Source organism: Paenibacillus amylolyticus (assembly GCF_051136285.1).
GTDB classification, from domain to species: domain Bacteria; phylum Bacillota; class Bacilli; order Paenibacillales; family Paenibacillaceae; genus Paenibacillus; species Paenibacillus amylolyticus_F.
In genome coordinates, this window is record NZ_CP194938.1 from 4,808,891 (window position 1) to 4,830,601 (window position 21,711).

Sequence of the window (21,711 nt, forward strand, 5' to 3'; positions counted from 1 at the left end):
GAAATGGAGAAGAAGAAACGAATATAAGGAATATATTGAATATATCATTTAATTTTCCATAATCGATTGGCTAGTATGATCTCAATTTTGATTAAGAAGTTCACACCAGAGAGGAGCATCATCGTTCATGAGGGATTTACAAGGTTTTGTTTCTGACTATATTAAAGGTAAAAAACATCTTCATCTTGAGATTGGCATCGTCACCAAAGGAGACATCGAATATCATTCATTTGGCAATCCGCCCAAGCAGAGCACAGCTGCTCCTGAGCACCGATTATTTGAAATCGGCTCCCTAACCAAATTGTTCACAAGTATACTTTTATTAGAATTAGAGCAACAGCAACGGCTTTCCACCGATGATACAGTCAGCAAGTACATACACCAGGGCAAGAACGATTATTTGAAAAAGGTGACCTTGAAACATCTGGCTACCCATACCTCTGGATTACCCAGATTAGCACCAAACCTGTCCTCGAAAAAAAATCGATACAATCCGTATTCCAGATATACGGAGCAAGATTTGCTTTCCTTTTTAGCTGATGCTGACTATGCGGAACAGATCGGTACATTTGAATACTCCAATACAGGCGTGGGCTTACTAGGAACCATTCTGTGTAAAGTGACAGACAGTACATATGACGATCTGCTCAAAAAATATATCACAAATCCATTAAACATGATGGAAACTGCCGCTGTGCTGAATACAGAACAGAATAGCCGATTGGTGGATGGACATACATCAACGGGGAAAGTCATGCCTCACTGGGATATTAATGGAGTACACGCTGGAGCGGGAGCAGTCAAGTCATCTGTTCATGATATGAGTTTGTTTGTACAGGCGAATCTCAATGAAGACCACCCGCTAGCCTCTGCCATACAACAAAGTCACGTGCCTATTCGAATCGGAGAATCAGAATTATACTTCGGGTGGCAAGAGGATACAGCGTTAGATCAGGATATTTTGTGGCATAACGGCGGTACCTTTGGTTCTACCAGCTATTTAGCTATACATAAGGAGCAGGGTGTAGGTGTCGTATTATTATCCAATTACTGTTTTGGATCAGCTGATCGAGTGGATGAGTATCTGGATGCGATCTACAAGTTTTTGACGAAAAAAGATCTGTATCCGCTCACGTTTCTCGAGCCTGTAGGCAAGAATATACTGGAATCCATGCTGCAGAATCGATGATACCCAAATAACCACCTCCAATGCGAACCCCACGATGTCAATCATCGGGGTTTCTGCATTGGAGGTGGTTTTTGTTTTTTGCTCAAATCATGCCTGCTTCTCGCAGAAAATGATGCACAATCTCCGTCTGGTACTTGATCCGTACAGCACGCTTCAGGCTCCAGCAGGTTTCAACGGTAACGGACTTCGCTTGCAGCAGTCTCGAAGCGGCTGTCCGAGCAGAGCCCGGCAGTTCATGCCGCTTCAGATTAAAATGATGCTTGCCCACCGGTATAGAGCGGTTCATGCGTTCAATCACCCTGCGGCAGATTGGTACACTAGAGCTGCCGGGGTTGGTGATCAGCGTTTGTCCGAGCACACGTGGACTGAGCTGTGATAGACCGTTGGCTTCATGCAGATCAAACCACCAGTCAGGCTGGTACTCACGCGCAAGTTTGAACACGGCGGCTGCCAGTGGATGCTTGGCTTTTCCAGACTTGCGGCGAGGAAAGGTGCGATTCAGGTCGGGTTTGCCTCTGATTTTTTTCGCATAAGCCTGTTGGTTGACTCTCGGCACAATAATTAAGGTTCCGCGACGAATCACATGCCGCCCCGAGGCACAATCATCGGCAAGCTTCTGTGCAGCGGCCATGCTGGCGGTTTCATTGCCGTGAACTCCGGATGTAATCATCATGACGGGCCCGGGATTCGTTCCACGTACAATGTAATAAGGCGTAGCATAGGGACTGGGTGCAGCAAGAATATGTTTGGTCACAAGCATGACCCTCACCTCCGTTACTACAGTACGTCATGTCCCTCTCTCCTGTAACGGCGTTCGAACAGCCTTGTAACCCGTTTCATCGTAAAATAGGCCAACCCAGGACTAATCAATAGACTTTGTGTATGACATCCTCGAAGTCCGGTTCTTTCATCTCAATATCGTCAATCTCTCCCCACTGCTCCAGCTCCTTCAAAATGTCCATCGTACGCCATTCCTTCCGGTTCACCAGTGCAGTGAGCACCTGATTGTCTACACTTGTCACCTGAATGGAGGAAGGCAATGCATCTGGCAGCTGAACCCGTCCACGGAAGGTGACACGGATCAGTGTAGGCAGACCGATGGTATCCCGAAGGGAAGCGATGGTTCCGTCATATGTAAGCTGTCCATGATTAATGACCATGACGCGGCTGCATAACTGCTCGATATCATCCATGTCGTGGGTGGTGAGCAGAATGGTTTTGCCAAACTCTTCATTTAATGTGCGCAAAAACTGGCGAATATTTCGCTTTGCATTCACGTCCAGCCCAATGGTGGGTTCATCGAGAAAAAGCAGTTCAGGATCATGCAGCATAGATGCCGCCAGATCTGCCCGCATACGCTGCCCTAGGGAGAGCTTGCGAACCGGGGTAGCCCAGAAGGATTCGAGATCCAACAGTTCAGCGAACTGGGTCAGCCGTTTCTTTTTGACATCCGTACTCACACCGTACATCTCTGCCAAAATATCATACGAATCTTTCACAGGTAAATCCCACCAGAGCTGACTTCGTTGTCCAAAGACAACGCCGAGCTTGCGAACCGTCCTGCGTCGTTCCTCATGTGGGTTCATTCCGTCAAGCCGTACCTCACCCCCGGTGGGGTGAAGAATGCCTGTCAGCATTTTGATCGTGGTGGATTTGCCAGCCCCGTTTGGGCCGATGTAACCAACAAATTCCCCTTGCCGGATATCAAAGCTGACATCACGTACCGCTTCTTTGGTCACATACTGGCGTGAAAACAAGGTGCGTATTCCTGAGAAGCTGCCTTCCCGCACGACAGGGGTTTTGAATTCTTTTTGCAAATTGCGTGCTGTAATCATGTTCATGTGTATTTCGCCTCCTTCGTTAATTCATATAAATTGAAAAAATGCTTTTTACACAGACGCTCCGATGACAGAATAACCTGGAGAGTAGCGGTTATCCCCAGATTTTTTGATTACCTTTTAACAAAGGTTAAAATCCGGTGATAAAGGCGAACGCTATGCTTCCGATGTAGCTTTCTTTCAGAAAGCTTTCAGCTTCGCATTTTCAGGTTTTTCCTGTCCTCTCCGTTAATGTGTAAATGAATCGTTCAATGTATATAACTTCTCTAACTACCCGTGCTTTGATATTTAGTCATACCGAACGCCCAGAATCGTAAACTTGCAGCCAAACAGATTATCGCAACCGCCGCAATGACTGCCAGTACCCAGGCGCCGCCTTCACCGCGCAACAGGTAGAGAGAGGGAATATAGTTTACAAATCCGACGGGAATGGCGGTCAGCAGAAGACCAGACATCCATTTGGGATAGAGGGTGAGCGGATATTGAGCTGCTGTGCGGGCCGCATCTTCTGTAATGACCTGTAGTTCCTCAATACGTGTTGTCCAGAAACCAAGTGTCGCTGTAGCGAGTCCAATGGAAAAAAGAATGATGGCTCCAGTCACAATGACAAACAGAGAGAGTGGAATAACCGTCCAGCCGATCTGTCCACTGTGCATCATACCTGCCAGCGACCAGCACAGAATGAATCCGCCCTGAAGCACTTCACCAATCATAATGCGGAAATTCTGCGGCATCAGTGCGAGCAGGACAGGCATAGGTCGTGTCAGCAGTTGGTCCAGCTCACCACCCACCAAATATTTCTCCAGATGATGCACTTCATTGCCGAATGTGCGATATAGCGTTTTGGATAATGTCATAATCGCAAAAAGATAACCGATCTCATGTAATGACCAGCCCTTGATCGCACCAAATTTGTGCAGTACCAACGCGACCATTAGAAATTCGGAGATTTGAATAAGTGCGGCCAGGATTGCTCCCAGCACGAAATTGAACTTGTACTGCATCCGGCTGAGGATGCTTGTTCGAATGAGTATTTTATATAAATGGAACCATGAGATTGGCTTCATCCGCCCTGCACCTCCACTTTACGACGTAACACTTTGGTCATGGCAAGACAGAGCAGGGTCATGAACACACACCAAAGCAAGGTTCCCCCTAGGAAGGAGCCATCTTCAAAACCAAGGTAAATTCGGGTGGGGACGTAAAGCAAGAAAGGATAAGGCGACAGCCAGGCCAGTTGTTCCAGCCATTTCGGAAGCCATTCCAGCGGGATGAAGAAACCAGCCATCAGGTTCATCAGGGCATGATTGGCCCAGTGCAGCCAGGAGGATTCCGTAGTCCACATGGATGTGACACCGATGATGTAATTCATGCAGATAGACAAGTATGCAGCGCCGGCAAGTGCAAGTGCGGCATAGCCTATTGTGGCGGCCTCCGCAGGCCATTTCAGGGAAAAAACGATGGAGTAGAGCAGATAAATTGGAAGGCTTTTGTACACGAACTGGTAGGCAATCTGCCCCCATTCCCGTGCCATCAGGTGAGTGAACAGATGTACCGGACGCATGAGATCCAGTGCAATCTGCCCTGTCCTGACACTAAGCGGAATGCCGAGTCCATTGGTCAGGAAGCCTGAAATCCAGAGTGATGCTTGCGTGAATGCAATGTAACTGATCATTCTCTGAACTCCGTATTCTCCAAGCTGGTGGTCGGCCCCGATGCCGATCCAGAGACAGGCGTACATGTAACCAAACATGGCGCTTGCCAGGTTATGTACCATGTGTGCCCCGCGATATTGCAGGTTTCGGGCGTAGGCTTTGGAAGCCAACGTAAAATAAAGCATATGACACCTCCGATAAGTGGATTGAACGGCGGACCCGTTCACTTCAGTCAAGGCGAAAAAGAGAGAAGGACAACAGCATACCAATTTATCCCTTCACAGGCAAGACATTTTTTTAGAGAATACTGGAATTTTAGGATTGTTCATGAATGCGCCACAAGACAGGTAGGGGTGAAATCCTTTATAATTAAGAGGTAAGACCGCAAACGTTTACAATTGTTTTTATTTAAATTTAAAATAACCGCCGGGCATGTGCCTGACGTTTGGTAGAATACCAGCACGAAAGCCGGCAAGAGAGAAGGATGTCATGAAGAAAATTGCATGGGTCACCGACAGCACCAGTACAATCGATTCCGCTTTTGCGGAGCAAAATCATATCTATATCGTGCCGCTGCGCATCGTATTTGGCGAGGAATGTTATCGGGAAACCGAGGAAATCTCGTCGGATACATTTTATGAGAAACTGGCAGCTTCTTCACAAGCGAGCAGTTCACAGCCGCCGATTGGCGAATTTATTGAACTGTATGAGTCACTGAAGGACAAGTATGATGAGATTATTGCGATTCATTGCTCAACGGAACTTAGCGGAACGCTCCACACCTCGATGCAGGCTGCGGACATTGCAGGCGTGACGGTTACCGCAATTGACTCAAAGGCAGGAGCCTATCCTCTTCGCGAGATGGTTATGCAAGGCCTGGAATGGCAGAAGCAAGGATGCTCGGCTACCGAGATTAAAACCCGCATTGAACAGATGATTGATAACATGTCTTTTTATCTGATTCCTGGCAGCCTTCAGAATCTTCACCGTAGCGGACGTGTGAGCGGAACACAGATGATCATCAGCCAACTGCTCAAAATAAACCTGTTGCTCCGGTTTGAAGAAGGCAAAGTGGTGGTGAACGAGAAGATCCGGACGTTCAAACGTACCAAAGAGCGTATGCTCGATATGCTGAAGAAAGACATGGAGAAAGTTAAACATGTGTGTATTATGCATGCGAACAATGATGATGAAGCCCATACGATTAAACAGCAGATCGCAGAAATTCTTCCTCGCTTGAAGACAGAGATTATGCCGTTTATTCCAGTGGTCAGCATTCATACTGGATCGGGTACAATCGGATTGTGCTGGATTCGCAGTGAACATGCATAACCACAAAAAAACTGATGGAGCACACTTAAAGTCCAAGTGTCTGCTTGGTCAGTTTTTTTTTGATCTGTTACTGATCAAACATCTGAATGAAGACAAGACTCGTTTCCTGCTAAAAACCATGCTCCGCTTGACTTGACATGCCATTGACATCCGCACCTACAAGGGATAGGATAGTGTCAACTGAGACACGAAGGAGATTAGAAAGACCATGACGATTCCAAAAACATTAACAATCGCTGGCTCGGATACGAGCGGTGGCGCAGGCATTCAAGCGGATTTAAAAACATTCCAGGAATTGGGTGTCTACGGGATGACCGTACTTACAACGGTTGTTTCTATGGAGCCTGAGACATGGGATCACCAGGTTTTTCCTGTTGAGTTGAACGTAGTAGAAGCGCAGCTTCGTACCGTTCTGGATGGGATTGGTTTTGATGCGATGAAGACAGGCATGTTGGGATCAGTGGATATCATTGAGCTTGTTGCCAAACATATTCGCCGCAGCGGTCTGCCACAAATCGTTATTGATCCGGTTATGGTTTGCAAAGGTACAGATGAAGTCCTGCAGCCGGAAAACACAGAAGCTATGATTGAGTTTTTGCTCCCAGGTGCTGATCTCGTAACGCCAAACCTGTTCGAAGCTTCTCAACTGGCAAAGAGTGGCCCGATTCGCTCCAAAGAGCAGATGGAAGCTGCAGCAGCCACCATTCATGCTCATGGTGCCAAACATGTTTTGATTAAGGATCGCGGTGTGATTAACCCAGGGAAAGCGATGGACTTGCTCTATGACGGGGCGAATTATGAGTGGTTCGAGGCTGATGTTGTCGGCTCCGGGTACACACATGGTGCGGGATGCACAACATCTGCTGCAATTACAGCCGGTTTGGCTCGTGGTCTTTCCGTGAAAGAGGCAGTTCGTGAAGGGAAAGCTTTTGTAACCAAAGCGATTGCTGGCGGGTTCCCATTGAACCGCTTTGTTGGCCCTACATTACATGTTGCACATCGTTTGGAGCATCAACTTTAATCAAGGGTGAAATACTATAGCCCGCATTAGGACAAGACGACATTACCAGAATATGATTGTGATAAAAACATTCTGAATTACATCTCAAGAGCGGTCAACAGAGCGTATATTGTCTGTTGGCTGCTTTTATTTTGCTCATTTTGATAAAAAATAGTAACTTTTGGTATATATTAATCGTATATATGGTGGAGCCGGTTCCTGAGTATAAACTGGATTCATCTGGATGTACCAGGACACATGAACGACACATGGAGCAGGTAAATTAAGTGTAGAAATCGAGAAGGAGAGTCGGTCATGATCAGAACCGTGCTTCTGGTAGAAGACGAAAGCCGCATTCGTGAGATTGTGGCCGATTATTTTATAAAAGAACAATGGAATGTGATTGAAGCGGAGGATGGAGTTCAGGCACTGGAACAGCTAGCTCTGCATCAGGTGGATTTGGTCATTCTGGATGTATTAATGCCTGAAATGGATGGGTGGACATTATGTGGTCATATTCGCTCCACTTCTGCCGTACCTATTATCATGCTCACTGCAAGGTCAGAGGATGATGACAAAATTCACGGATTCCAGTTAGGCGTAGACGATTATGTCACCAAGCCGTTCAGCCCCCGGGTTCTGGTTGCGCGAGCGGAGACGCTGATGAAACGTGTAGAAGGTGCAGTGGGGCGCGAGCAGGGGGCCATTCGCTTTGGCGAAGTTACCCTCGATCCGTGGGCAAGACGTTTGGAGAGGAACGGGATTGAGGTAGAGCTTGCACCCAAAGAGTATGATCTGCTGCTCTATCTGGCTCGAAATGCGGGCATTGTCTTATCCCGGGAAGCAATATTAAATCGGATATGGGGATTTGATTTTGAAGGCGATTCTCGTGTGGTAGATACGCATATCAAAAAACTCCGCAGTAAACTGGGCGATGAAGCAAAGTGCATTCGTACCGTCATTGGCACAGGGTACCGTTTTGAGGCAGAAGCATGAGAAGAAATGGCGTAACGATGAAGCTGTTTCTGGTCATGGCCGGATTTGTAGTCCTGCTGTATGGGACAACGGTGCTTGCCCAGCTGATCTGGTTCCCCGATTTCTACCAGCATCAGAAGATTACCAGTATGAAAAAGAAGCTATCTAAGTTCGAACAGCAATACTCTGCCAGTCACTGGAGTGATATGCAACTTGCGAAGGAAATGGGCAGATTCATGCGACAAAATCAGTCCCATCTCATTATATTAACGAGCACAGGCAAGCTGGTGGATGATCCCTTTCATATCACGCTTCTTCAGGAAGACGGCAAACGTGTGAAGGTATCGTTGTCGTTGTTCATTAATAGTGAAAATGCAGGCTGGATCAGGTCGCATCTCAAATTTGGACAAAAGCTGACGGTAAAAGGGTCTTCCAGCGATCAGGGAAAACCTGAACCTACGGTGTATCCCTTCAAAATTCAAAATGCAGCTTCTGCTGCATGGGGCACAGAAACTTTTCAAGAATCGCTGTTACCTGTGCAGGAATGGACGGGAGTTCTAACGGAAGTTGTGCTGCCGGATCTTTCTACCTGGAGTCAGAGACAAGGTCTGCTCGTGCAGGCTCTGGACAGTCGATTCCCATTGTCGTCAGAAGATCAGCAAAAACTGTCTAACGGCAAAATGATTAATGAAGAATGGACAGAAAGCTGGAGCGGAGTGCGTAACATCATTACCATTGCTCCTGTGCACCGTGCCGGTGCGGAGCAGCAGTTGATTTTCTCCCTCACCTCCCTGCAGGAGATGCGGGAAGCAAATGAAGCTACTCGTTTATTTTATGGATACTTTGGCATAGGTGCCTTTGTACTGATTCTGCTGCTCGCGCTGTTACTGTCCAGAATAATAACCAAGCCTTTAATCGCTTTGAATCATGTTGCGAAAAAGATGTCCACGCTGGATTTCACGGTGAAATCATCGATCCGGCGCAAGGATGAGATTGGCAGTCTATCCGACAGTCTGAATGCTTTGTCAGGTACACTTGGCCAGACGCTTGAGGAACTCAAGCAGGCTAATGATCAGATGCGTACGGATATGGAATTGAAACAGCAGATTGAACAGCGTCAGCGTAAATTTTTTGCGGATGCTTCTCATGAACTCAAGACACCGATCAGTATTATTAAGGGATATTCTGAAGGGCTAAAAGACGGTGTGAGCGAAAACAAACGGGAACGTTATATTGAAGTCATTGTAGACGAAGCCATCAAGATGGAAACAATGGTTGAGGAAATGCTGGATCTGGTCAGACTGGAATCTGCCGCGATTCAACTGAATATCGGAGCGGTTGCTCTGGGGGATATGATTGAAGATATTGCTGGGCGCCTTGGGCCTCAGTTGAAAGATAAAGGACTTGAAGTGGTGCTTGTCTCCACAACGGAGCAGACCATTGAAGGGGATCGAAGCAAGCTGGAGCAAGTATTTTACAATATTATGATGAATGCTATACGCCACGCAGTTCCGAAAACCGATATAATGATTGAGATTAACAGGCACGAAGGTTGTGTTCACGTCACGATCGAGAATAAAGGCGAACACATTGCGGAAGAGGAACGGCAATTTATATGGGAGAGGTTCTATCGTGTAGAGCGCTCGCGCAATCGCAAAATGGGAGGGACCGGGTTAGGCCTAGCCATTGCGAAACAGATTCTGGATCTGCACGGATGTGGTTATGGTGTGGAGAACACACCGGATGGCGTACGTTTTTATATTACATTTCCTAAAGCCTAGTATGAAAGGAAGTTATATTTTATGAAGTCTTTACCATCCATTTTAACCTTGGGGAATTTAAGTTCGGGGATGCTTGCGGTCATTATGGCGATTCATGGGGAGTTTGCCTTGGCTGTAACAATGATATGGGTTGCGATGTTCTTTGATTTGTTTGATGGATATGCAGCACGCAAGCTTCATTGCGAAGGGGACTTTGGCAAGGCGCTAGACTCGCTCGCCGATGTGGTCTCCTTCGGGACAGCGCCCGTGCTGATTTTGTACCTCAATTCGATGACTGAAGTTGGGATGATCGGTATGGCACTGACGGCACTGTTTCCGGTATGCGGAGCGCTTCGTCTTGCGCGTTACAACTGCCAGAAAACACCGGTTAGCGGTTTTGTAGGAATGCCGATTACGTTTGCAGGCGGACTGATGTCCTTCTTCGCCCTGTGGAGTCCTTATTTTAATCAAGGTGTAGCGTATATGGTTATTATTGGGTTATCCGGTCTCATGGTTAGTCAAATCCGATTTCCTTCATTGAAGCAAATACTGCCCTCTCATGAGAAGGATATTGTGGAACCGAAATAAGGAGCGAGTCAAGTATGGAAATTGCTAAAGAGATTATTGGTCAATATGGGTATTTTGCAATATATGGTATACTCGCTCTCGGTGTCATTGGGATGCCAATTCCGGATGAGGTGCTGATGACCTTTGTTGGTTATCTCGCCTCCATCTCGGTTCTGAATTATTCCGCGTCCATTTTAGTCAGCTTTGGCGGGGCGTTTACAGGAGGGCTGCTGAGTTATACAATCGGCAGAAAAGCAGGTCGGCCCCTGTTTGATAAATATGGAAAATGGATCGGCGTAAACGCCAAGCGATTCAGGAGGGTGGAGACATGGTTTCTGAAATATGGATCATGGTCCATTATTCTCGGTTATTTCATCCCAGGTATTCGTCATCTGATGTGCTGCTTCTCCGGCATGAGCCGTATGGCGATGAGCAGATATGTTATTGTATCCAGTATTGGTGCCTTTGCCTGGTGTGTCGTATTTATCTCGATTGGCTTCTATGTGGGTGTGTTAACCTAGATTGGACAACCCTTAGGACAGACGGACGGACTAATTTCTAAAATACATCTTAGGATTGAAGACCTCTTTGCGTTTAAGGTGGTCTTTTTTTGCTGTGTATTTTCTGAGGAAAGAAACAGCAAAAATTCACCAGAACCCAACTAGAAGCACGATAGAACCAAACCAGAACCAACGAGAACCAACCAGAACCAAACCAGAACTATACTAATTTCGTTTTTATTCTACGCTAAGCCCATCCTAGATCAGCAAACTTCACAGCGAGTCCATCACAAGCCAATTCCATTTCACTAATCAACGAGAGAGCCACTGGAATAGACCAGTTAGATGTAAAACTCTTCCTCAATAATTCTAACGATCACAGATGAGCTTATTTGCACGGTTTTGAGCTGTCTGGAATTCTAACGATCACCAGAGAGCTTATTTCAGCAAAAATACAATAAATAGACCTGTTTTCCCACCAAATGACCGAAATAAGCTCTCCTGAGATCGTTAGAAAATAAAAAGGTGTAATATACGCCAAATAGCGTCTCTGGTGATCGTTAAAAAAATTGCTGCTCATAAGGTTTCGCATAAGACTGCGGCTACTTCATAATCATCAGCTAAAACACTTTGAGACGATATTTAGTCATCAGCGGCAGATCGGGCTGTACGACCATAGAGTCACATTTGGTTTTATGCAATGCACATAGGGAGTATGAGTACCTAAGAACATTGTGGAGAAACGTTCACGCCTAAGGAGACACGTGCAACGTGACACATTGGAATCACATTCACTATGTGTATGACACGCGCTAACACTGCACTCAGGAACTAAGACTGCGCAGTCGAGACACGTCCGAGGCACATACACTTACTCGTTTTACGCTCGTAGAGCATAAGTTCGATACCGCTGATTGCCGCTTGCGACATATATTATTTGTTGGTCCAACAGGCTGCGGAGAACCCGTCTTGTGTGGACGTCAGAGATACGCAGATGTGTTGCGAGCTCCAGAGGTGTAAACGGCCGGATTATACGTCTCGCATACCGGACGGCCTCAGCATCCAACCAGTTCAAGGATGCTGGTGCATCTGCCGCCATAAACTTCCCCATGAAAGCCAGCACGAGTTGCTGGCACTGTTTTGGCTCGTCTTTGATGGAGAGATAAGCAATCGGCAGAAAAGTCCAATCATCCAATGTTAGCAGACAATGCCGCCAGCAGAGATCTTTGAAACGTCTCACATCCAGATCACGAGCGTGAGGCCCGTAACCCTGAATCTCTATACCCCCCTTTACACCGTTCCCTGGTAAGTAGGCAAGATCGAGGTAACGATAGCCGTTGTGAAAATCTCGAACTTCCCATTCCGGATGCAGATGGTTGAAATTTTTCATCACGGGGAACCAGACGGAGCGCAAAAACTCCAATGTCCCGTGTTCAAGACCCTGTTCGATTCGCGAACGAATCCTTGGATTGATTTTCTTGGCGAGCAGTGCTTTCATCCATTCTTCATATGCCTCATCAAAATTTTGATTTATTGTGCTCATGACCATACATCCTCCTTACCAAGTTAGATAAATAAATGTAAAAAGCCGCTTTGCCCAGTCTTTCCTGCCTCCATGATTGGAAGGTTGGAAAAATGGACAAAGCGGCGTGTGCTTCACGACTCAACTGATTAATAATTCACTGATGCAGTGACTCATTTTATTAGATTTTCATTCGATTTGTATATTTTTTGAAGTTTCTGTACCAATTCTGTACTGGTTCTATTCTGGTCAAATACTAAACCAAGTATAACTCAGACTCAGTTTAGATGCTACTCCCGCTTACCGCCTGCTGCTCACCCGTTCCGATGGGAATCCTCAATCCCTTGTTCCACACGTTGTTCCCTTTTCTTACGGGCAAACGTGATTTTGAGCAACGGGGGTGTAACCAGTGTGGTGACAATGACCATGATCACTACGCTGGTAAAATATTCGGCATCAAGTAAACCTGATGCAAGTCCAGTCGAGGAAATGATGAGGGCAACTTCACCTCTGGAGATCATGCCCGCACCAATGGCTATCGAAGAAGAACGATCAAAACCGGTCAACCTGGCTCCCGCCCCGCCTCCGAGAAGTTTGGTCACAATGGCAACGATGCTAATGACAACGATCAGACCAAGCTGTGAGCCAACACCCTCAAAGGTTACATTCAGTCCGATGCTGACGAAAAAGACAGGCACAAAGATGCTGTACGCAATCGGTTCAACCTTTTGCTCCACCTCATGTTTGAAGCTGGTTTGAGACACAGCTATACCCGCCGCAAATGCACCAATAATCCCGGCAACACCCATCCATTCCGCGAAGTAGGAGAATCCGAAACAGATGATGAGTCCAGCCGTGATCACAGTCTCCGTTACACGTAGCGGAGCCATCCATTTCATAATCCGTGGTACAAGCAGCCAGCTTGCGGCAATAATGATGACAAAGAACAACAGCTTTTTGCCAATAAGCCAGCCAATGGAAACGTCTCCGCCACCTGTTCCAAGCACACTCATCATCACCGCCAGCAGAACCACGACAAGCACATCATCTACCACGGCTGCCCCGAGTATGGTTGTGCCCTCACGAGAACCGAGTTGATCCATATCCTTCAACGTTTGCACCGAGATGCTTACGGATGTGGCGCAGAATAACAGACCAAAGAATAGCGCATGTGTCTGCGACATGCCAAAGGCAACAGCCGAACCGTATCCTCCGATAAAAGGTAAAATAACTCCGCCCACCGCGACAGCGAAAGCGGACTTCCAATTTTTCTTCAATTGCTCCAGGTCGGTTTCCAGACCGGCGATAAACATGAGCAACAATACGCCGATCTCGGCCATGTAATGTACAAAATCAGTTTTTTCAACCCAACCGAGCAGTGCAGGCCCGAGAACAACACCCACAATCAGTTTTCCGAGCACGGATGGTTGGCCTAACCGGACAGACAGATCACCGGCAAGTTTAGTGAAAATCAAAATAAGGACAAGAGCTAAAATAAATTCCACAGACGATTTCTCCTCTCAGATCGCAACGTACTTAGAATATCCTTTCCAAGGGGAAACAACCCGTCCCAGCCTGGAAAAGACAAAAGGCATGGAACAACGATAACAAGTTACCGTTCCATGCCTGTAAAAGACAAAGAGGGGCCCTTGGTGACAGGCTCCTCCATAGTCGATGCGTATGTAATTAAGTGCATTAATTATACCACATCTGCAGACTCAGGTAAAATAGTACCGGTGTGAAGAAGGATGAAAAAGGCTCCAAACGGGCATTTATACGTAAAGGCAGCATATGTTTGTTCAGAGTGTTGTCACTTAACAGCCCTGAATTGCCGCGATATAATGATATAGAACACAGAAAGTTAGGATATGAGGAGGATTTTGCATTGGCTAAAAAGGATACAGGGGGACTGAACACGTCCAATCGGGCGACCCCGACCAGTAATAAAAATTTCGCAGGTATTATTATTACCATCTCCATTCTTGCTAACGTTATCATCTTGTTATTGTTTTTTGCACCATCGATCGGTTACAAAGGTGAGGTGACGTTTGACATTACCGTGTTGCCGCGCTTTAATGCCGTGTTTAACAGTTTCACCTTTATCTTTTTGCTTGCTGCGCTGATCGCGATTATTAAACGTAACGTCAAGCTGCACAAACGCTTTATTTTGGCGGCATTTTCAACGACGCTGCTGTTCCTGGTGACGTATCTGACGTTCCATTATCTTTCTCCGGAAACGTCCAAGTTTGGCGGCGAGGGTATCGTTCGTTCGATCTATTTCTTCATATTGATTACACACAGTATTCTGGCTGCCCTGATCGTGCCGCTTGCGCTGTTTACGTTAGTATGGGGCTGGACAAACCAGTTGCAGAAGCACCGTAAAATTGCACGCTGGACCATGCCGATTTGGCTGTATGTCAGCTCTACAGGTGTAGTCGTTTACCTGATGATGGCACCGTATTATTGATTTTATTGCATACCATTAACGATTCGTATGATGAATGTTGCTTTGATTGATCTGAAATGAGCTGTATCCATCCATTACGGACACGGCTAATGATGTATAAGTTCGCTGGTTCTCCGGGTAATGTATCCAAGGAAGGAGAGGTCATATCATGTACAGAATAGTGTTGATTCGTCATGGACAGAGCATGTGGAACGTGGAAAACCGGTTTACCGGTTGGACGGATGTGGATCTGACCGAGGATGGGTATGGTGAAGCGCGCAAGGCGGGGAAAATCCTGAAAGAGCAGGGGTTTGATTTTGACTGTGCCTACGCCTCGGTATTAAAACGTTCCATTCGTACGCTAGATATTGCGCTGGATGAGATGGACTTGATGTGGATTCCGATTGAGAAGACGTGGAAGCTGAATGAGCGGCACTATGGAGCGCTGCAAGGGCTGAACAAACAGCAAACAGCTTTGAAATACGGGGAAGACCAGGTTCATGAATGGCGACGTTCGATAAACATTTCCCCACCACCTCTGGATGAGAATGACGATAGGTATGTGCAGGATCTGAACAAGTACAAACGCCTTGGCTGCACGATCCCGCGTACAGAGAATTTGATGGATACGTCCAAGCGAGTGCTGGAATACTGGGATGCAGAGATTAAACCGATGGTTTCTTCGGGAAAAAGGGTACTGATCTCCGCGCATGGCAATACGCTCCGTTCACTTGTCATGCATCTGGACCAATTGTCCGAAGCAGACGTGATGGCGCTCAACATCCCGACAGGCATTCCGCTTGTCTATGAGTTGAACGAAGATCTGCACCCGACCGGTCATTTTTATCTAACCGCTGATGGCTCAACCTACAAACATGAAGAGATGAGCCACGTAGCTCGACCATCCGATTGATGACGAGTCCACAGATCTCAAACATCTCGTTAAACTGGATGAAATCACGGGATGCCTAATAAAGCTTAGATTGAGTCAAAGAAATCATGAGATAGCTTATACAGCCTCGTGTAATGGAGCACAATATTTAAGAATCAGGATGATTGCCGAATGTTAGTTCTTTCGGTAATCATCTTTTTTGTACTGTTGAACCTGATATCAGGGTTGTGGCTGATGGGGAAACGATTTATTTTACGAAGGCAAGCCTTAAGATCGTTTCGTTTGCGCTAGATCGGGTAAAACTCAAACAAGACACGATGTACATGAATCCCAGAAGGAGGAGAGTTACTATGTCGAAACGCAAATTGCTCATGACGGCGATTGGAGCTGGAGTGACGTATCTAATGAGGAATAAGCAGGCCCGAGACAAGGTCATTAGCACGGTGTCCAATATGGTGAAAAAGAACGGATCATCATCTCGTACCGCTACCCCACGGGTGGAAGTTAACAACAGAGAGTGGAAGAATTAAGGTAAGGTCATGAAAAGTAATAAAATAACTAACAGAGCCTGGGATGGTAGTTCCGGGTTTTTCTGATATGCTGTCTGAACGTTATTGGGAATGAGCGATTATGCGATTTTTTCCAGGAAGAATGATACAATGAATACTTGCAGAACGTATGGAGAGGAGATGCACTTATGGAAAATGGTCGTTTGAACACAACCATGAGCAAAAATCGTTTGGGCACATCCGAATTCATGGTGGGGGAGATCGGACTGGGCTGTATGTCGCTTGGAACGGAAGTCAAACCTGCGGTGGAACTGATTCACGAAGCGCTGGATCTGGGGGTTAACTTGCTGGACACAGCCGATCTGTACGATGCCGGACGGAACGAAGAGATCGTGGGACAAGCGATCAAAGGGCGCCGGGATCAAGTCATTCTGGCGACCAAAGTGGGAAACCGCCGTATTCCTGGCAAGGAAGGTTTGTCATGGGACCCGTCCAAAGCTTATATCAAGCAGGCTGTGCATGAGAGCCTCAAACGGCTGCAGACCGATTATATTGATCTTTATCAGTTGCACGGAGGCACGCTGGATGATCCAATCGATGAGACCATTGAAGCATTTGAGGAGTTGAAGAAGGAAGGACTTATCCGACACTATGGCATCTCTTCCATTCGACCTAACGTGATTCGGGAGTATGTAGGGAAATCATCCATTGTCAGCGTGATGAATCAATACAGTGTGTTGGATCGCCGGGCTGAAGAGGAAGTACTACCTTTACTAGAGCAAAAAGAAATTAGCGTCATCGCTCGCGGCCCGGTTGCCAGTGGTGTACTGGCAGAATCAGGAACAGCGAAGGCGGATAAAGGATATTTAGACTACACGCCAGAGCAGCTGCATCACATTCGCCAAGGCCTGGCTGGACTGGTCAAGGATGATCGCAGCATGGCACAGACGGCGATCCGTTATGCGCTTGCGCACCCTGCTGTTGCTGCTGTCGTGCCTGGAGCAAGCTCCAGAACACAATTGCTGCATAACATTGCTGCTGCTTCGTCAGCCCCGCTCACCGCCGCCGAGATCCAGGTCATCAGGGAGCAGAGTCCTGCCAACCGGTATACGCAACATCGCTGAAGGGTGGGTTACCTGTTTTCAAATGTAACTATTTGAAGTACAATAAAGTCAGGCAACAGTTGTAGCAAGATGAGTAGCCTGAACGATGAACCATTTCTACACCAATGAACAACTGATAACAAAACGACATAAGGAGAGAAACTTATATGGAAAGAATTCAAAGTGAACAGCAATACCGCGACCTGATTAACTCCGACGGTTTAACGGTCATTAAATTTGATACAAACTGGTGTCCGGACTGCAAAAACCTGGATCGATTCATCGGTGACGTTATGGATCAGCATAGCGACAAATCGTTCTATGCACTGGATGCGGAAAAGTTCCAGCCATTTGCAGAAGAGAACGGTGTACGTGGCATTCCAAGCCTGCTCGTGTTCCAGAATGGCAAGAAGCTTGCACATCTTCACAGCAAATGGGCAAAAACGCCTGCACAAATCTCCGAGTACCTGGAGACACTTGAATCCAAAGTGTAAGCCGGATAGCCATAGATGTGGTGATTGGTGCTTATATTCGTTAATGATGATCCCTCGAATAGTTACACAACAAAACTAAATCCCCTATTTGTCTTTGGACAAGTAGGGGATTGTTCCGTTCGCATTATGATTTATCATCTTTCATCTGAATAACATCAACAGGAACTTGTTTAGAATTTGTTCAGTACTGTTCCGTTATACTGATAGAACAAACTGAATATTGGAGTGAACAAGAGGCGCATGAGCAGAGAGATTTTGGAGGAAATGCACCAGTTAAGCCATAATAATGACCGCAGATATCTTTTACTGATGATCGGTGTCAAACAAATGTTACATGAACAGAAGTTGAACAGATATCGATGGTTGGGGAGACTTAAAGAGCGGAAAAGACAGCGGAGCATACAGGCTGACCGGTGGGAATAACATCGAATTTTAAAATATGCTATAGAATTTCGATGAGTATATGTACATAATGAATCATACTAAAATAGCGGCACTGTCTTCCATACGGAAGCAGGGCCGCTATTTCTGTTTAAAACAACTGATCTGTTTGATGTTTATAAGAATTACATCATCAGGATCACGAAAAATACAGCTGCGAGTACAAAACGGTACACAGCAAAGACGGTCAGACTCAACCTTTTCAGAATGGACAGGAACGTCTTGATTGCGAGCATGGCAACAATGAACGCAGCGATAAAGCCGATTGCAAAGATGAGAAAATCATCGCTCTTCAGATGATCAATGCTTTTGTACAGGTCATATCCCGTGGCACCAATCATGATTGGAACGGACACGAGGAAGGTGAACTCTGCCGCAGCTACCCGGCTGATTCCGGCAAACAAGCCGCCCGAGATCGTGGAGCCGGAACGGGAGAAGCCTGGCCACAACGCCAAAATCTGGAACATACCCACAGCAAACGCCTGTTTATAGGTAATATCGTCAACGTCATGTGTGGTAATACGAGAGCTTTTGTTGCTCCAGCGTTCAGCTACAATCATCAATATACCACCGATCACAAGGCTGTACAGAACGGTTTGTGGACCAAACAAGTGAGCCTTGATCCAGTCCCGGAACACAAGTCCGATGACAACAGCAGGAACCATCGCCAGAATGATATGTCCCAGATTGAGGCGGCGGGAATACGGCCTTTTGCCTCCAGTGAAGCGAAACATATCAATGAATTTGTTCCAGTACAGTACAACAACAGCCAGTACAGCACCAAGCTGGACAACCACCTCAAACGTTTTGACTGACTCGTTGTCCTCTGATAGACCCAGCAAATGAGCTGTCAGAATCATGTGTCCGGTAGAGGACACGGGCAAAAACTCAGTCAAACCTTCGATGATGCCCATAATAATGGATGATATAAAGTCCAATTCTCTTCCTCCTTGAGATGCAGACGACAAGCGATATGGCCTGTCCTGCTATGACGATGTCTGTTCTTTCGAACAAGACTATTCTCTATTATGCTCAGAATGGTCTCGCACTTCAACTCTATGCTTGTAATCCATTGTTTAAAACTATATTGACAAAAACCGAGTTATCCAATAGGATATACATTAACTGACTGACTGATCAATCGGGAGGGCTTGAAGAATGGCTAAACATAGCGGTTTGGAACCCGGAGAAGAACGCCGGGACCAATTTATTCGCATAGCGATGGAACGTTTCGCAACCCAGGGGTATCATCAGACCAAAATCTCTGATATTGTTCGCGAAGCCGGAGTTGCTCAAGGAACCTTTTATTGGCACTTCAAAAGTAAGGAAGCCATTGCCTCTGAGATTTTGTTAACCGGCAGAGAGCAACTACTGGAAGCCATAGGGCAAGGATACCGTAAGGATGCCGGATCGGTTGAGGATATGGTGGGGGCATCGGAGAAGCTATTCACTGCTTTGTTCACCTTTGCTGCACAGAACCGCTATTTCATGGAGTTGTTACTTAAAGGTATTGTGACCGAAGATTCCGTCCAGCGACTGGTTGAGAAGACTCGTAATGCGGTGGAGACAGCGTTCCGCCACAACATGGAGCGAGCTATCGAACTGGGGATGCTGCCAGCAGACATGAATGTACCTCTCCGTGCGGCATTACTTGTTAGTATGATTGAGGGCATGATCTCACGCTGGTTGTTTGGTTCAGAGGAACTGCATAGCCGATTCGCGGAGATGAAAGCTGCTGAATTAGCAGCTGAAGCGGCGAGTTTTGAGTTTTACGGCCTGCTCGGTACATAAATGTCGGCAAGGTCGAAGGTTTTATTTTTCAGGCAAAAGAGGCAGACAGGATAGACATTCACACTTCTTCACATGATTAAGCCAGTCACAGGGAATAATGGAATCACCAAGAGAAACATACGATGAATGAGAGGAAGTTAACGTCATGAATAACACATATGGAACTAAAATTCGCAAAGGGTGGTCTTTCACCGCAATTCTGCTTATGGTTGTGCTCGTACTGAGTGCGTGCGGCAGCAAACCAGCGGCGGAGAATGGCAACACAAACAATGCAGCACAGTCTGGTGGCAACGAACTGGAACAGATCAAATCAGCAGGTGTGATCAAAGTCGGTATGATGGGTACGTATCGTCCATATAACTTCCTGAATGACAAGAAAGAGATGGACGGATTTGATGCGGATATCGCACGTGAAGTCGCGAAGCGTCTCGGTGTTAAGGTTGAATTTGTGTCTCAGGAGTTCTCGGGTCTGACACCAAGTCTGCAAGCGAAAAAGCTGGATGCGATTATCAGCCAAATGACGATTACGGATGACCGTAAAAAAGTACTGGATTTCAGTGATCCATATATCACAAACCAAGTCAAAATCATTGTCAAAGAAGACAACAACGATATTACCAAACTGGAAGACTTCAAAGGCAAAACGATCGGTGTAGGTTTGGGCACGAATGACGAAACATACCTGCGTAACGAAGTGCTGCCCAAAGTCGGAGATTTTACAATCAAAACGTACGATGATGTTATCTCATCCTTGAAAGACCTGAACGCAGGACGGATCGATGCAACGATCAACAACCTGTACGCATTGAAACCGATCGTGGATGCCAATGGATTCAAAATTAAAGCTGTAGGCGAAGCAATCAAAAGCGACCAGGCAGGTATTGCAGTGCGCAAGGACAACCCTGAGCTTGTATCTGCACTGAACGATGCATTGAAAGGCATGAAAGATGACGGCACGTACAATACCATTTTCAAAAAATGGTTTGGTGAAGAGCCTGCGCAATAATGAACCAGCAAGGCGAAGGGAAGTTTGATCCATGGAACTGATATTCGAGAATATCCCCTTCTTTCTGAAGGGGGCTTATTATACGCTTTATGTTACGGTGATCTCCATGTTTTTTGCCTTTATCATCGGGGTGCTTGTAGCTATTGCCCGGCTTAAAGGGCCGATGTGGTTAAGGCTGATCGCCAGATTTTATGTATCCATCATGCGGGGAACCCCGCTACTCGTGCAATTATTCGTTATCTATTACGGGCTTGTAGACTATGGTGTAACCCTTGGGTCGTTGACCGCCGCTTGTCTTGGTCTCAGTCTGAACGCAGGAGCGTTCCTGTCCGAAACGTTCCGCGGTGCGATTCAAGCGGTGCCTAAAGGGCAAACGGAAGCGGCATACGCTACGGGCATGACGCCGGCTCAGGCGATGAGACGTATTATTTTCCCACAGGCCGTGCGCATTGCCATTCCACCGATGGGCAATACCTTTATTGGTATGCTCAAGGAAACATCACTGGTGGCGGCGATTGGTGTTACGGAGTTGTTGCGTTCTGCACAGCTTCTGGTGTCGCAGTATGCGCTGAACATGCCATTTTATCTGGCAATCGGCGTGATCTACTGGATCATGAGTATCGGCTTCTCGGCCATTCTGGAACAAGTGGAGCGCCGGCTTGCCCGGGCTTACTAAAGGGGGAGAGAACCG

General features: G+C 46.6%; 22 protein-coding genes. 15 read left to right on the top strand and 7 right to left on the bottom strand.

The features are described from left to right. The first annotated feature begins 127 nt into the window (after positions 1-127). Positions 128-1,189: a serine hydrolase domain-containing protein gene (locus tag ACR8BL_RS20930; protein WP_434749350.1), complete on the top strand. Its 1,062-nt coding sequence runs from the start codon at positions 128-130 to the stop codon at positions 1,187-1,189. An 82-nt stretch (positions 1,190-1,271) separates the two neighbouring features. Here the strand turns inward: ACR8BL_RS20930 and ACR8BL_RS20935 are convergent, their stop codons facing one another. The 4 genes from ACR8BL_RS20935 to ACR8BL_RS20950 form a co-directional block, all read right to left on the bottom strand. Further along, entirely contained in the window at positions 1,272-1,949 is a 678-nt protein-coding gene (locus ACR8BL_RS20935) for a succinylglutamate desuccinylase/aspartoacylase family protein (RefSeq protein ID WP_434749351.1), read from the bottom strand. Positions 1,950-2,055: 106 nt separating this feature from the next. Beyond that, positions 2,056-3,024: an ABC transporter ATP-binding protein gene (locus tag ACR8BL_RS20940; protein WP_434753198.1), complete on the bottom strand. Its 969-nt coding sequence runs from the start codon at positions 3,022-3,024 to the stop codon at positions 2,056-2,058. Between the two features lie 269 nt (positions 3,025-3,293). Further along, a complete protein-coding gene (locus tag ACR8BL_RS20945; RefSeq protein ID WP_434749352.1) occupies positions 3,294-4,094 on the bottom strand; it encodes an ABC transporter permease in 801 nt (266 codons plus the stop codon). Further along, positions 4,091-4,867 carry an ABC transporter permease gene (locus ACR8BL_RS20950; RefSeq protein WP_434749353.1) on the bottom strand — a complete coding sequence of 259 codons (777 nt, stop codon included), beginning with the start codon at positions 4,865-4,867 and terminating at the stop codon, positions 4,091-4,093. The genes ACR8BL_RS20945 and ACR8BL_RS20950 overlap by 4 nt, the downstream gene beginning before the upstream one ends. Positions 4,868-5,171: 304 nt before the next feature. Between ACR8BL_RS20950 and ACR8BL_RS20955 the strand changes: the two genes are divergently transcribed. The 6 genes from ACR8BL_RS20955 to ACR8BL_RS20980 all read left to right on the top strand — a co-directional run bounded on the left by ACR8BL_RS20955 (position 5,172) and on the right by ACR8BL_RS20980 (position 10,837). Next, positions 5,172-6,014 (top strand): DegV family protein, encoded by an 843-nt coding sequence (locus tag ACR8BL_RS20955; RefSeq protein WP_434749354.1) that lies wholly within the window; start codon positions 5,172-5,174, stop codon positions 6,012-6,014. Positions 6,015-6,222: 208 nt separating this feature from the next. After that, entirely contained in the window at positions 6,223-7,035 is an 813-nt protein-coding gene (gene thiD / locus ACR8BL_RS20960) for a bifunctional hydroxymethylpyrimidine kinase/phosphomethylpyrimidine kinase (protein WP_434749355.1), read from the top strand. Between the two features lie 294 nt (positions 7,036-7,329). Next, on the top strand, positions 7,330-8,010 hold the full coding sequence (locus tag ACR8BL_RS20965) for a response regulator transcription factor (RefSeq protein ID WP_434749356.1): 681 nt from the start codon (positions 7,330-7,332) through the stop codon (positions 8,008-8,010). Further along, the gene (locus tag ACR8BL_RS20970; RefSeq protein ID WP_434749357.1) at positions 8,007-9,770 is read left to right on the top strand and encodes an ATP-binding protein; all 1,764 of its coding nucleotides are present in this window, start codon (positions 8,007-8,009) and stop codon (positions 9,768-9,770) included. The genes ACR8BL_RS20965 and ACR8BL_RS20970 overlap by 4 nt, the downstream gene beginning before the upstream one ends. Before the next feature lie 21 nt (positions 9,771-9,791). After that, positions 9,792-10,337: a CDP-diacylglycerol--serine O-phosphatidyltransferase gene (gene pssA, locus ACR8BL_RS20975; protein ID WP_434749358.1), complete on the top strand. Its 546-nt coding sequence runs from the start codon at positions 9,792-9,794 to the stop codon at positions 10,335-10,337. A gap of 14 nt (positions 10,338-10,351) precedes the next feature. Beyond that, entirely contained in the window at positions 10,352-10,837 is a 486-nt protein-coding gene (locus ACR8BL_RS20980) for a DedA family protein (RefSeq protein ID WP_434749359.1), read from the top strand. Positions 10,838-11,696: 859 nt separating this feature from the next. On the opposite strand, the gene ACR8BL_RS20985 is transcribed toward ACR8BL_RS20980, so the two are convergent. Together ACR8BL_RS20985 and ACR8BL_RS20990 are read right to left on the bottom strand one after the other, a co-directional pair. Beyond that, complete coding sequence (locus ACR8BL_RS20985) at positions 11,697-12,359, bottom strand: transcriptional regulator (protein WP_434749360.1); 663 nt, start codon at positions 12,357-12,359, stop codon at positions 11,697-11,699. A 293-nt stretch (positions 12,360-12,652) separates the two neighbouring features. Beyond that, a complete protein-coding gene (locus ACR8BL_RS20990) occupies positions 12,653-13,843 on the bottom strand; it encodes a cation:proton antiporter (RefSeq protein ID WP_434749361.1) in 1,191 nt (396 codons plus the stop codon). 404 nt (positions 13,844-14,247) lie between these two features. On the opposite strand from ACR8BL_RS20990, the gene ACR8BL_RS20995 reads away from it, so the two are divergent. From ACR8BL_RS20995 to ACR8BL_RS21015, 5 genes are all read left to right on the top strand, one after another. Then, positions 14,248-14,805, top strand: a complete 558-nt coding sequence (locus tag ACR8BL_RS20995; RefSeq protein WP_434753199.1) for a DUF420 domain-containing protein — start codon at positions 14,248-14,250, stop codon at positions 14,803-14,805. A gap of 148 nt (positions 14,806-14,953) precedes the next feature. Next, positions 14,954-15,697 carry a 2,3-diphosphoglycerate-dependent phosphoglycerate mutase gene (gene gpmA / locus ACR8BL_RS21000; protein ID WP_434749362.1) on the top strand — a complete coding sequence of 248 codons (744 nt, stop codon included), beginning with the start codon at positions 14,954-14,956 and terminating at the stop codon, positions 15,695-15,697. A gap of 329 nt (positions 15,698-16,026) precedes the next feature. Next, on the top strand, positions 16,027-16,206 hold the full coding sequence (locus tag ACR8BL_RS21005; RefSeq protein ID WP_434749363.1) for a hypothetical protein: 180 nt from the start codon (positions 16,027-16,029) through the stop codon (positions 16,204-16,206). 194 nt (positions 16,207-16,400) lie between these two features. Then, positions 16,401-17,309 (top strand): aldo/keto reductase, encoded by a 909-nt coding sequence (locus ACR8BL_RS21010; protein ID WP_434753200.1) that lies wholly within the window; start codon positions 16,401-16,403, stop codon positions 17,307-17,309. 146 nt (positions 17,310-17,455) lie between these two features. Continuing rightward, a complete protein-coding gene (locus ACR8BL_RS21015) occupies positions 17,456-17,782 on the top strand; it encodes a thioredoxin family protein (protein ID WP_434749364.1) in 327 nt (108 codons plus the stop codon). Positions 17,783-18,348: 566 nt separating this feature from the next. Here ACR8BL_RS21015 and ACR8BL_RS21020 read toward each other — a convergent pair. Beyond that, entirely contained in the window at positions 18,349-19,137 is a 789-nt protein-coding gene (locus ACR8BL_RS21020; protein WP_434753201.1) for an undecaprenyl-diphosphate phosphatase, read from the bottom strand. A 244-nt stretch (positions 19,138-19,381) separates the two neighbouring features. On the opposite strand from ACR8BL_RS21020, the gene ACR8BL_RS21025 reads away from it, so the two are divergent. The 3 genes from ACR8BL_RS21025 (at position 19,382) to ACR8BL_RS21035 (ending at position 21,696) form a co-directional block, all read left to right on the top strand. Further along, a complete protein-coding gene (locus ACR8BL_RS21025; RefSeq protein ID WP_434749365.1) occupies positions 19,382-20,014 on the top strand; it encodes a TetR/AcrR family transcriptional regulator in 633 nt (210 codons plus the stop codon). Positions 20,015-20,159: 145 nt separating this feature from the next. After that, positions 20,160-21,020 (top strand): transporter substrate-binding domain-containing protein, encoded by an 861-nt coding sequence (locus tag ACR8BL_RS21030; RefSeq protein WP_434749366.1) that lies wholly within the window; start codon positions 20,160-20,162, stop codon positions 21,018-21,020. Positions 21,021-21,051: 31 nt separating this feature from the next. Continuing rightward, positions 21,052-21,696: an amino acid ABC transporter permease gene (locus tag ACR8BL_RS21035; RefSeq protein ID WP_123065900.1), complete on the top strand. Its 645-nt coding sequence runs from the start codon at positions 21,052-21,054 to the stop codon at positions 21,694-21,696. Positions 21,697-21,711 lie beyond the last annotated feature (15 nt).

What these genes read in the sequence shown, in the direction of transcription:
- ACR8BL_RS20980 (WP_434749359.1), top strand. Translation starts at nt 10,352, where the DNA reads ATGGAAATTGCTAAAGAGATTATTGGTCAATATGGGTATTTTGCAATA.
- ACR8BL_RS21035 (WP_123065900.1), top strand. Translation starts at nt 21,052, where the DNA reads ATGGAACTGATATTCGAGAATATCCCCTTCTTTCTGAAGGGGGCTTAT.
- ACR8BL_RS20965 (WP_434749356.1), top strand. Translation starts at nt 7,330, where the DNA reads ATGATCAGAACCGTGCTTCTGGTAGAAGACGAAAGCCGCATTCGTGAG.
- ACR8BL_RS20955 (WP_434749354.1), top strand. Translation starts at nt 5,172, where the DNA reads ATGAAGAAAATTGCATGGGTCACCGACAGCACCAGTACAATCGATTCC.
- ACR8BL_RS20930 (WP_434749350.1), top strand. Translation starts at nt 128, where the DNA reads ATGAGGGATTTACAAGGTTTTGTTTCTGACTATATTAAAGGTAAAAAA.
- ACR8BL_RS20935 (WP_434749351.1), bottom strand. Translation starts at nt 1,949, where the DNA reads ATGCTTGTGACCAAACATATTCTTGCTGCACCCAGTCCCTATGCTACG.
- ACR8BL_RS20970 (WP_434749357.1), top strand. Translation starts at nt 8,007, where the DNA reads ATGAGAAGAAATGGCGTAACGATGAAGCTGTTTCTGGTCATGGCCGGA.
- thiD (WP_434749355.1), top strand. Translation starts at nt 6,223, where the DNA reads ATGACGATTCCAAAAACATTAACAATCGCTGGCTCGGATACGAGCGGT.
- ACR8BL_RS20945 (WP_434749352.1), bottom strand. Translation starts at nt 4,094, where the DNA reads ATGAAGCCAATCTCATGGTTCCATTTATATAAAATACTCATTCGAACA.
- gpmA (WP_434749362.1), top strand. Translation starts at nt 14,954, where the DNA reads ATGTACAGAATAGTGTTGATTCGTCATGGACAGAGCATGTGGAACGTG.
- ACR8BL_RS20940 (WP_434753198.1), bottom strand. Translation starts at nt 3,024, where the DNA reads ATGATTACAGCACGCAATTTGCAAAAAGAATTCAAAACCCCTGTCGTG.
- pssA (WP_434749358.1), top strand. Translation starts at nt 9,792, where the DNA reads ATGAAGTCTTTACCATCCATTTTAACCTTGGGGAATTTAAGTTCGGGG.
- ACR8BL_RS21015 (WP_434749364.1), top strand. Translation starts at nt 17,456, where the DNA reads ATGGAAAGAATTCAAAGTGAACAGCAATACCGCGACCTGATTAACTCC.
- ACR8BL_RS21020 (WP_434753201.1), bottom strand. Translation starts at nt 19,137, where the DNA reads ATGGGCATCATCGAAGGTTTGACTGAGTTTTTGCCCGTGTCCTCTACC.
- ACR8BL_RS21030 (WP_434749366.1), top strand. Translation starts at nt 20,160, where the DNA reads ATGAATAACACATATGGAACTAAAATTCGCAAAGGGTGGTCTTTCACC.
- ACR8BL_RS20985 (WP_434749360.1), bottom strand. Translation starts at nt 12,359, where the DNA reads ATGAGCACAATAAATCAAAATTTTGATGAGGCATATGAAGAATGGATG.
- ACR8BL_RS21010 (WP_434753200.1), top strand. Translation starts at nt 16,401, where the DNA reads ATGAGCAAAAATCGTTTGGGCACATCCGAATTCATGGTGGGGGAGATC.
- ACR8BL_RS20950 (WP_434749353.1), bottom strand. Translation starts at nt 4,867, where the DNA reads ATGCTTTATTTTACGTTGGCTTCCAAAGCCTACGCCCGAAACCTGCAA.
- ACR8BL_RS21025 (WP_434749365.1), top strand. Translation starts at nt 19,382, where the DNA reads ATGGCTAAACATAGCGGTTTGGAACCCGGAGAAGAACGCCGGGACCAA.
- ACR8BL_RS21005 (WP_434749363.1), top strand. Translation starts at nt 16,027, where the DNA reads ATGTCGAAACGCAAATTGCTCATGACGGCGATTGGAGCTGGAGTGACG.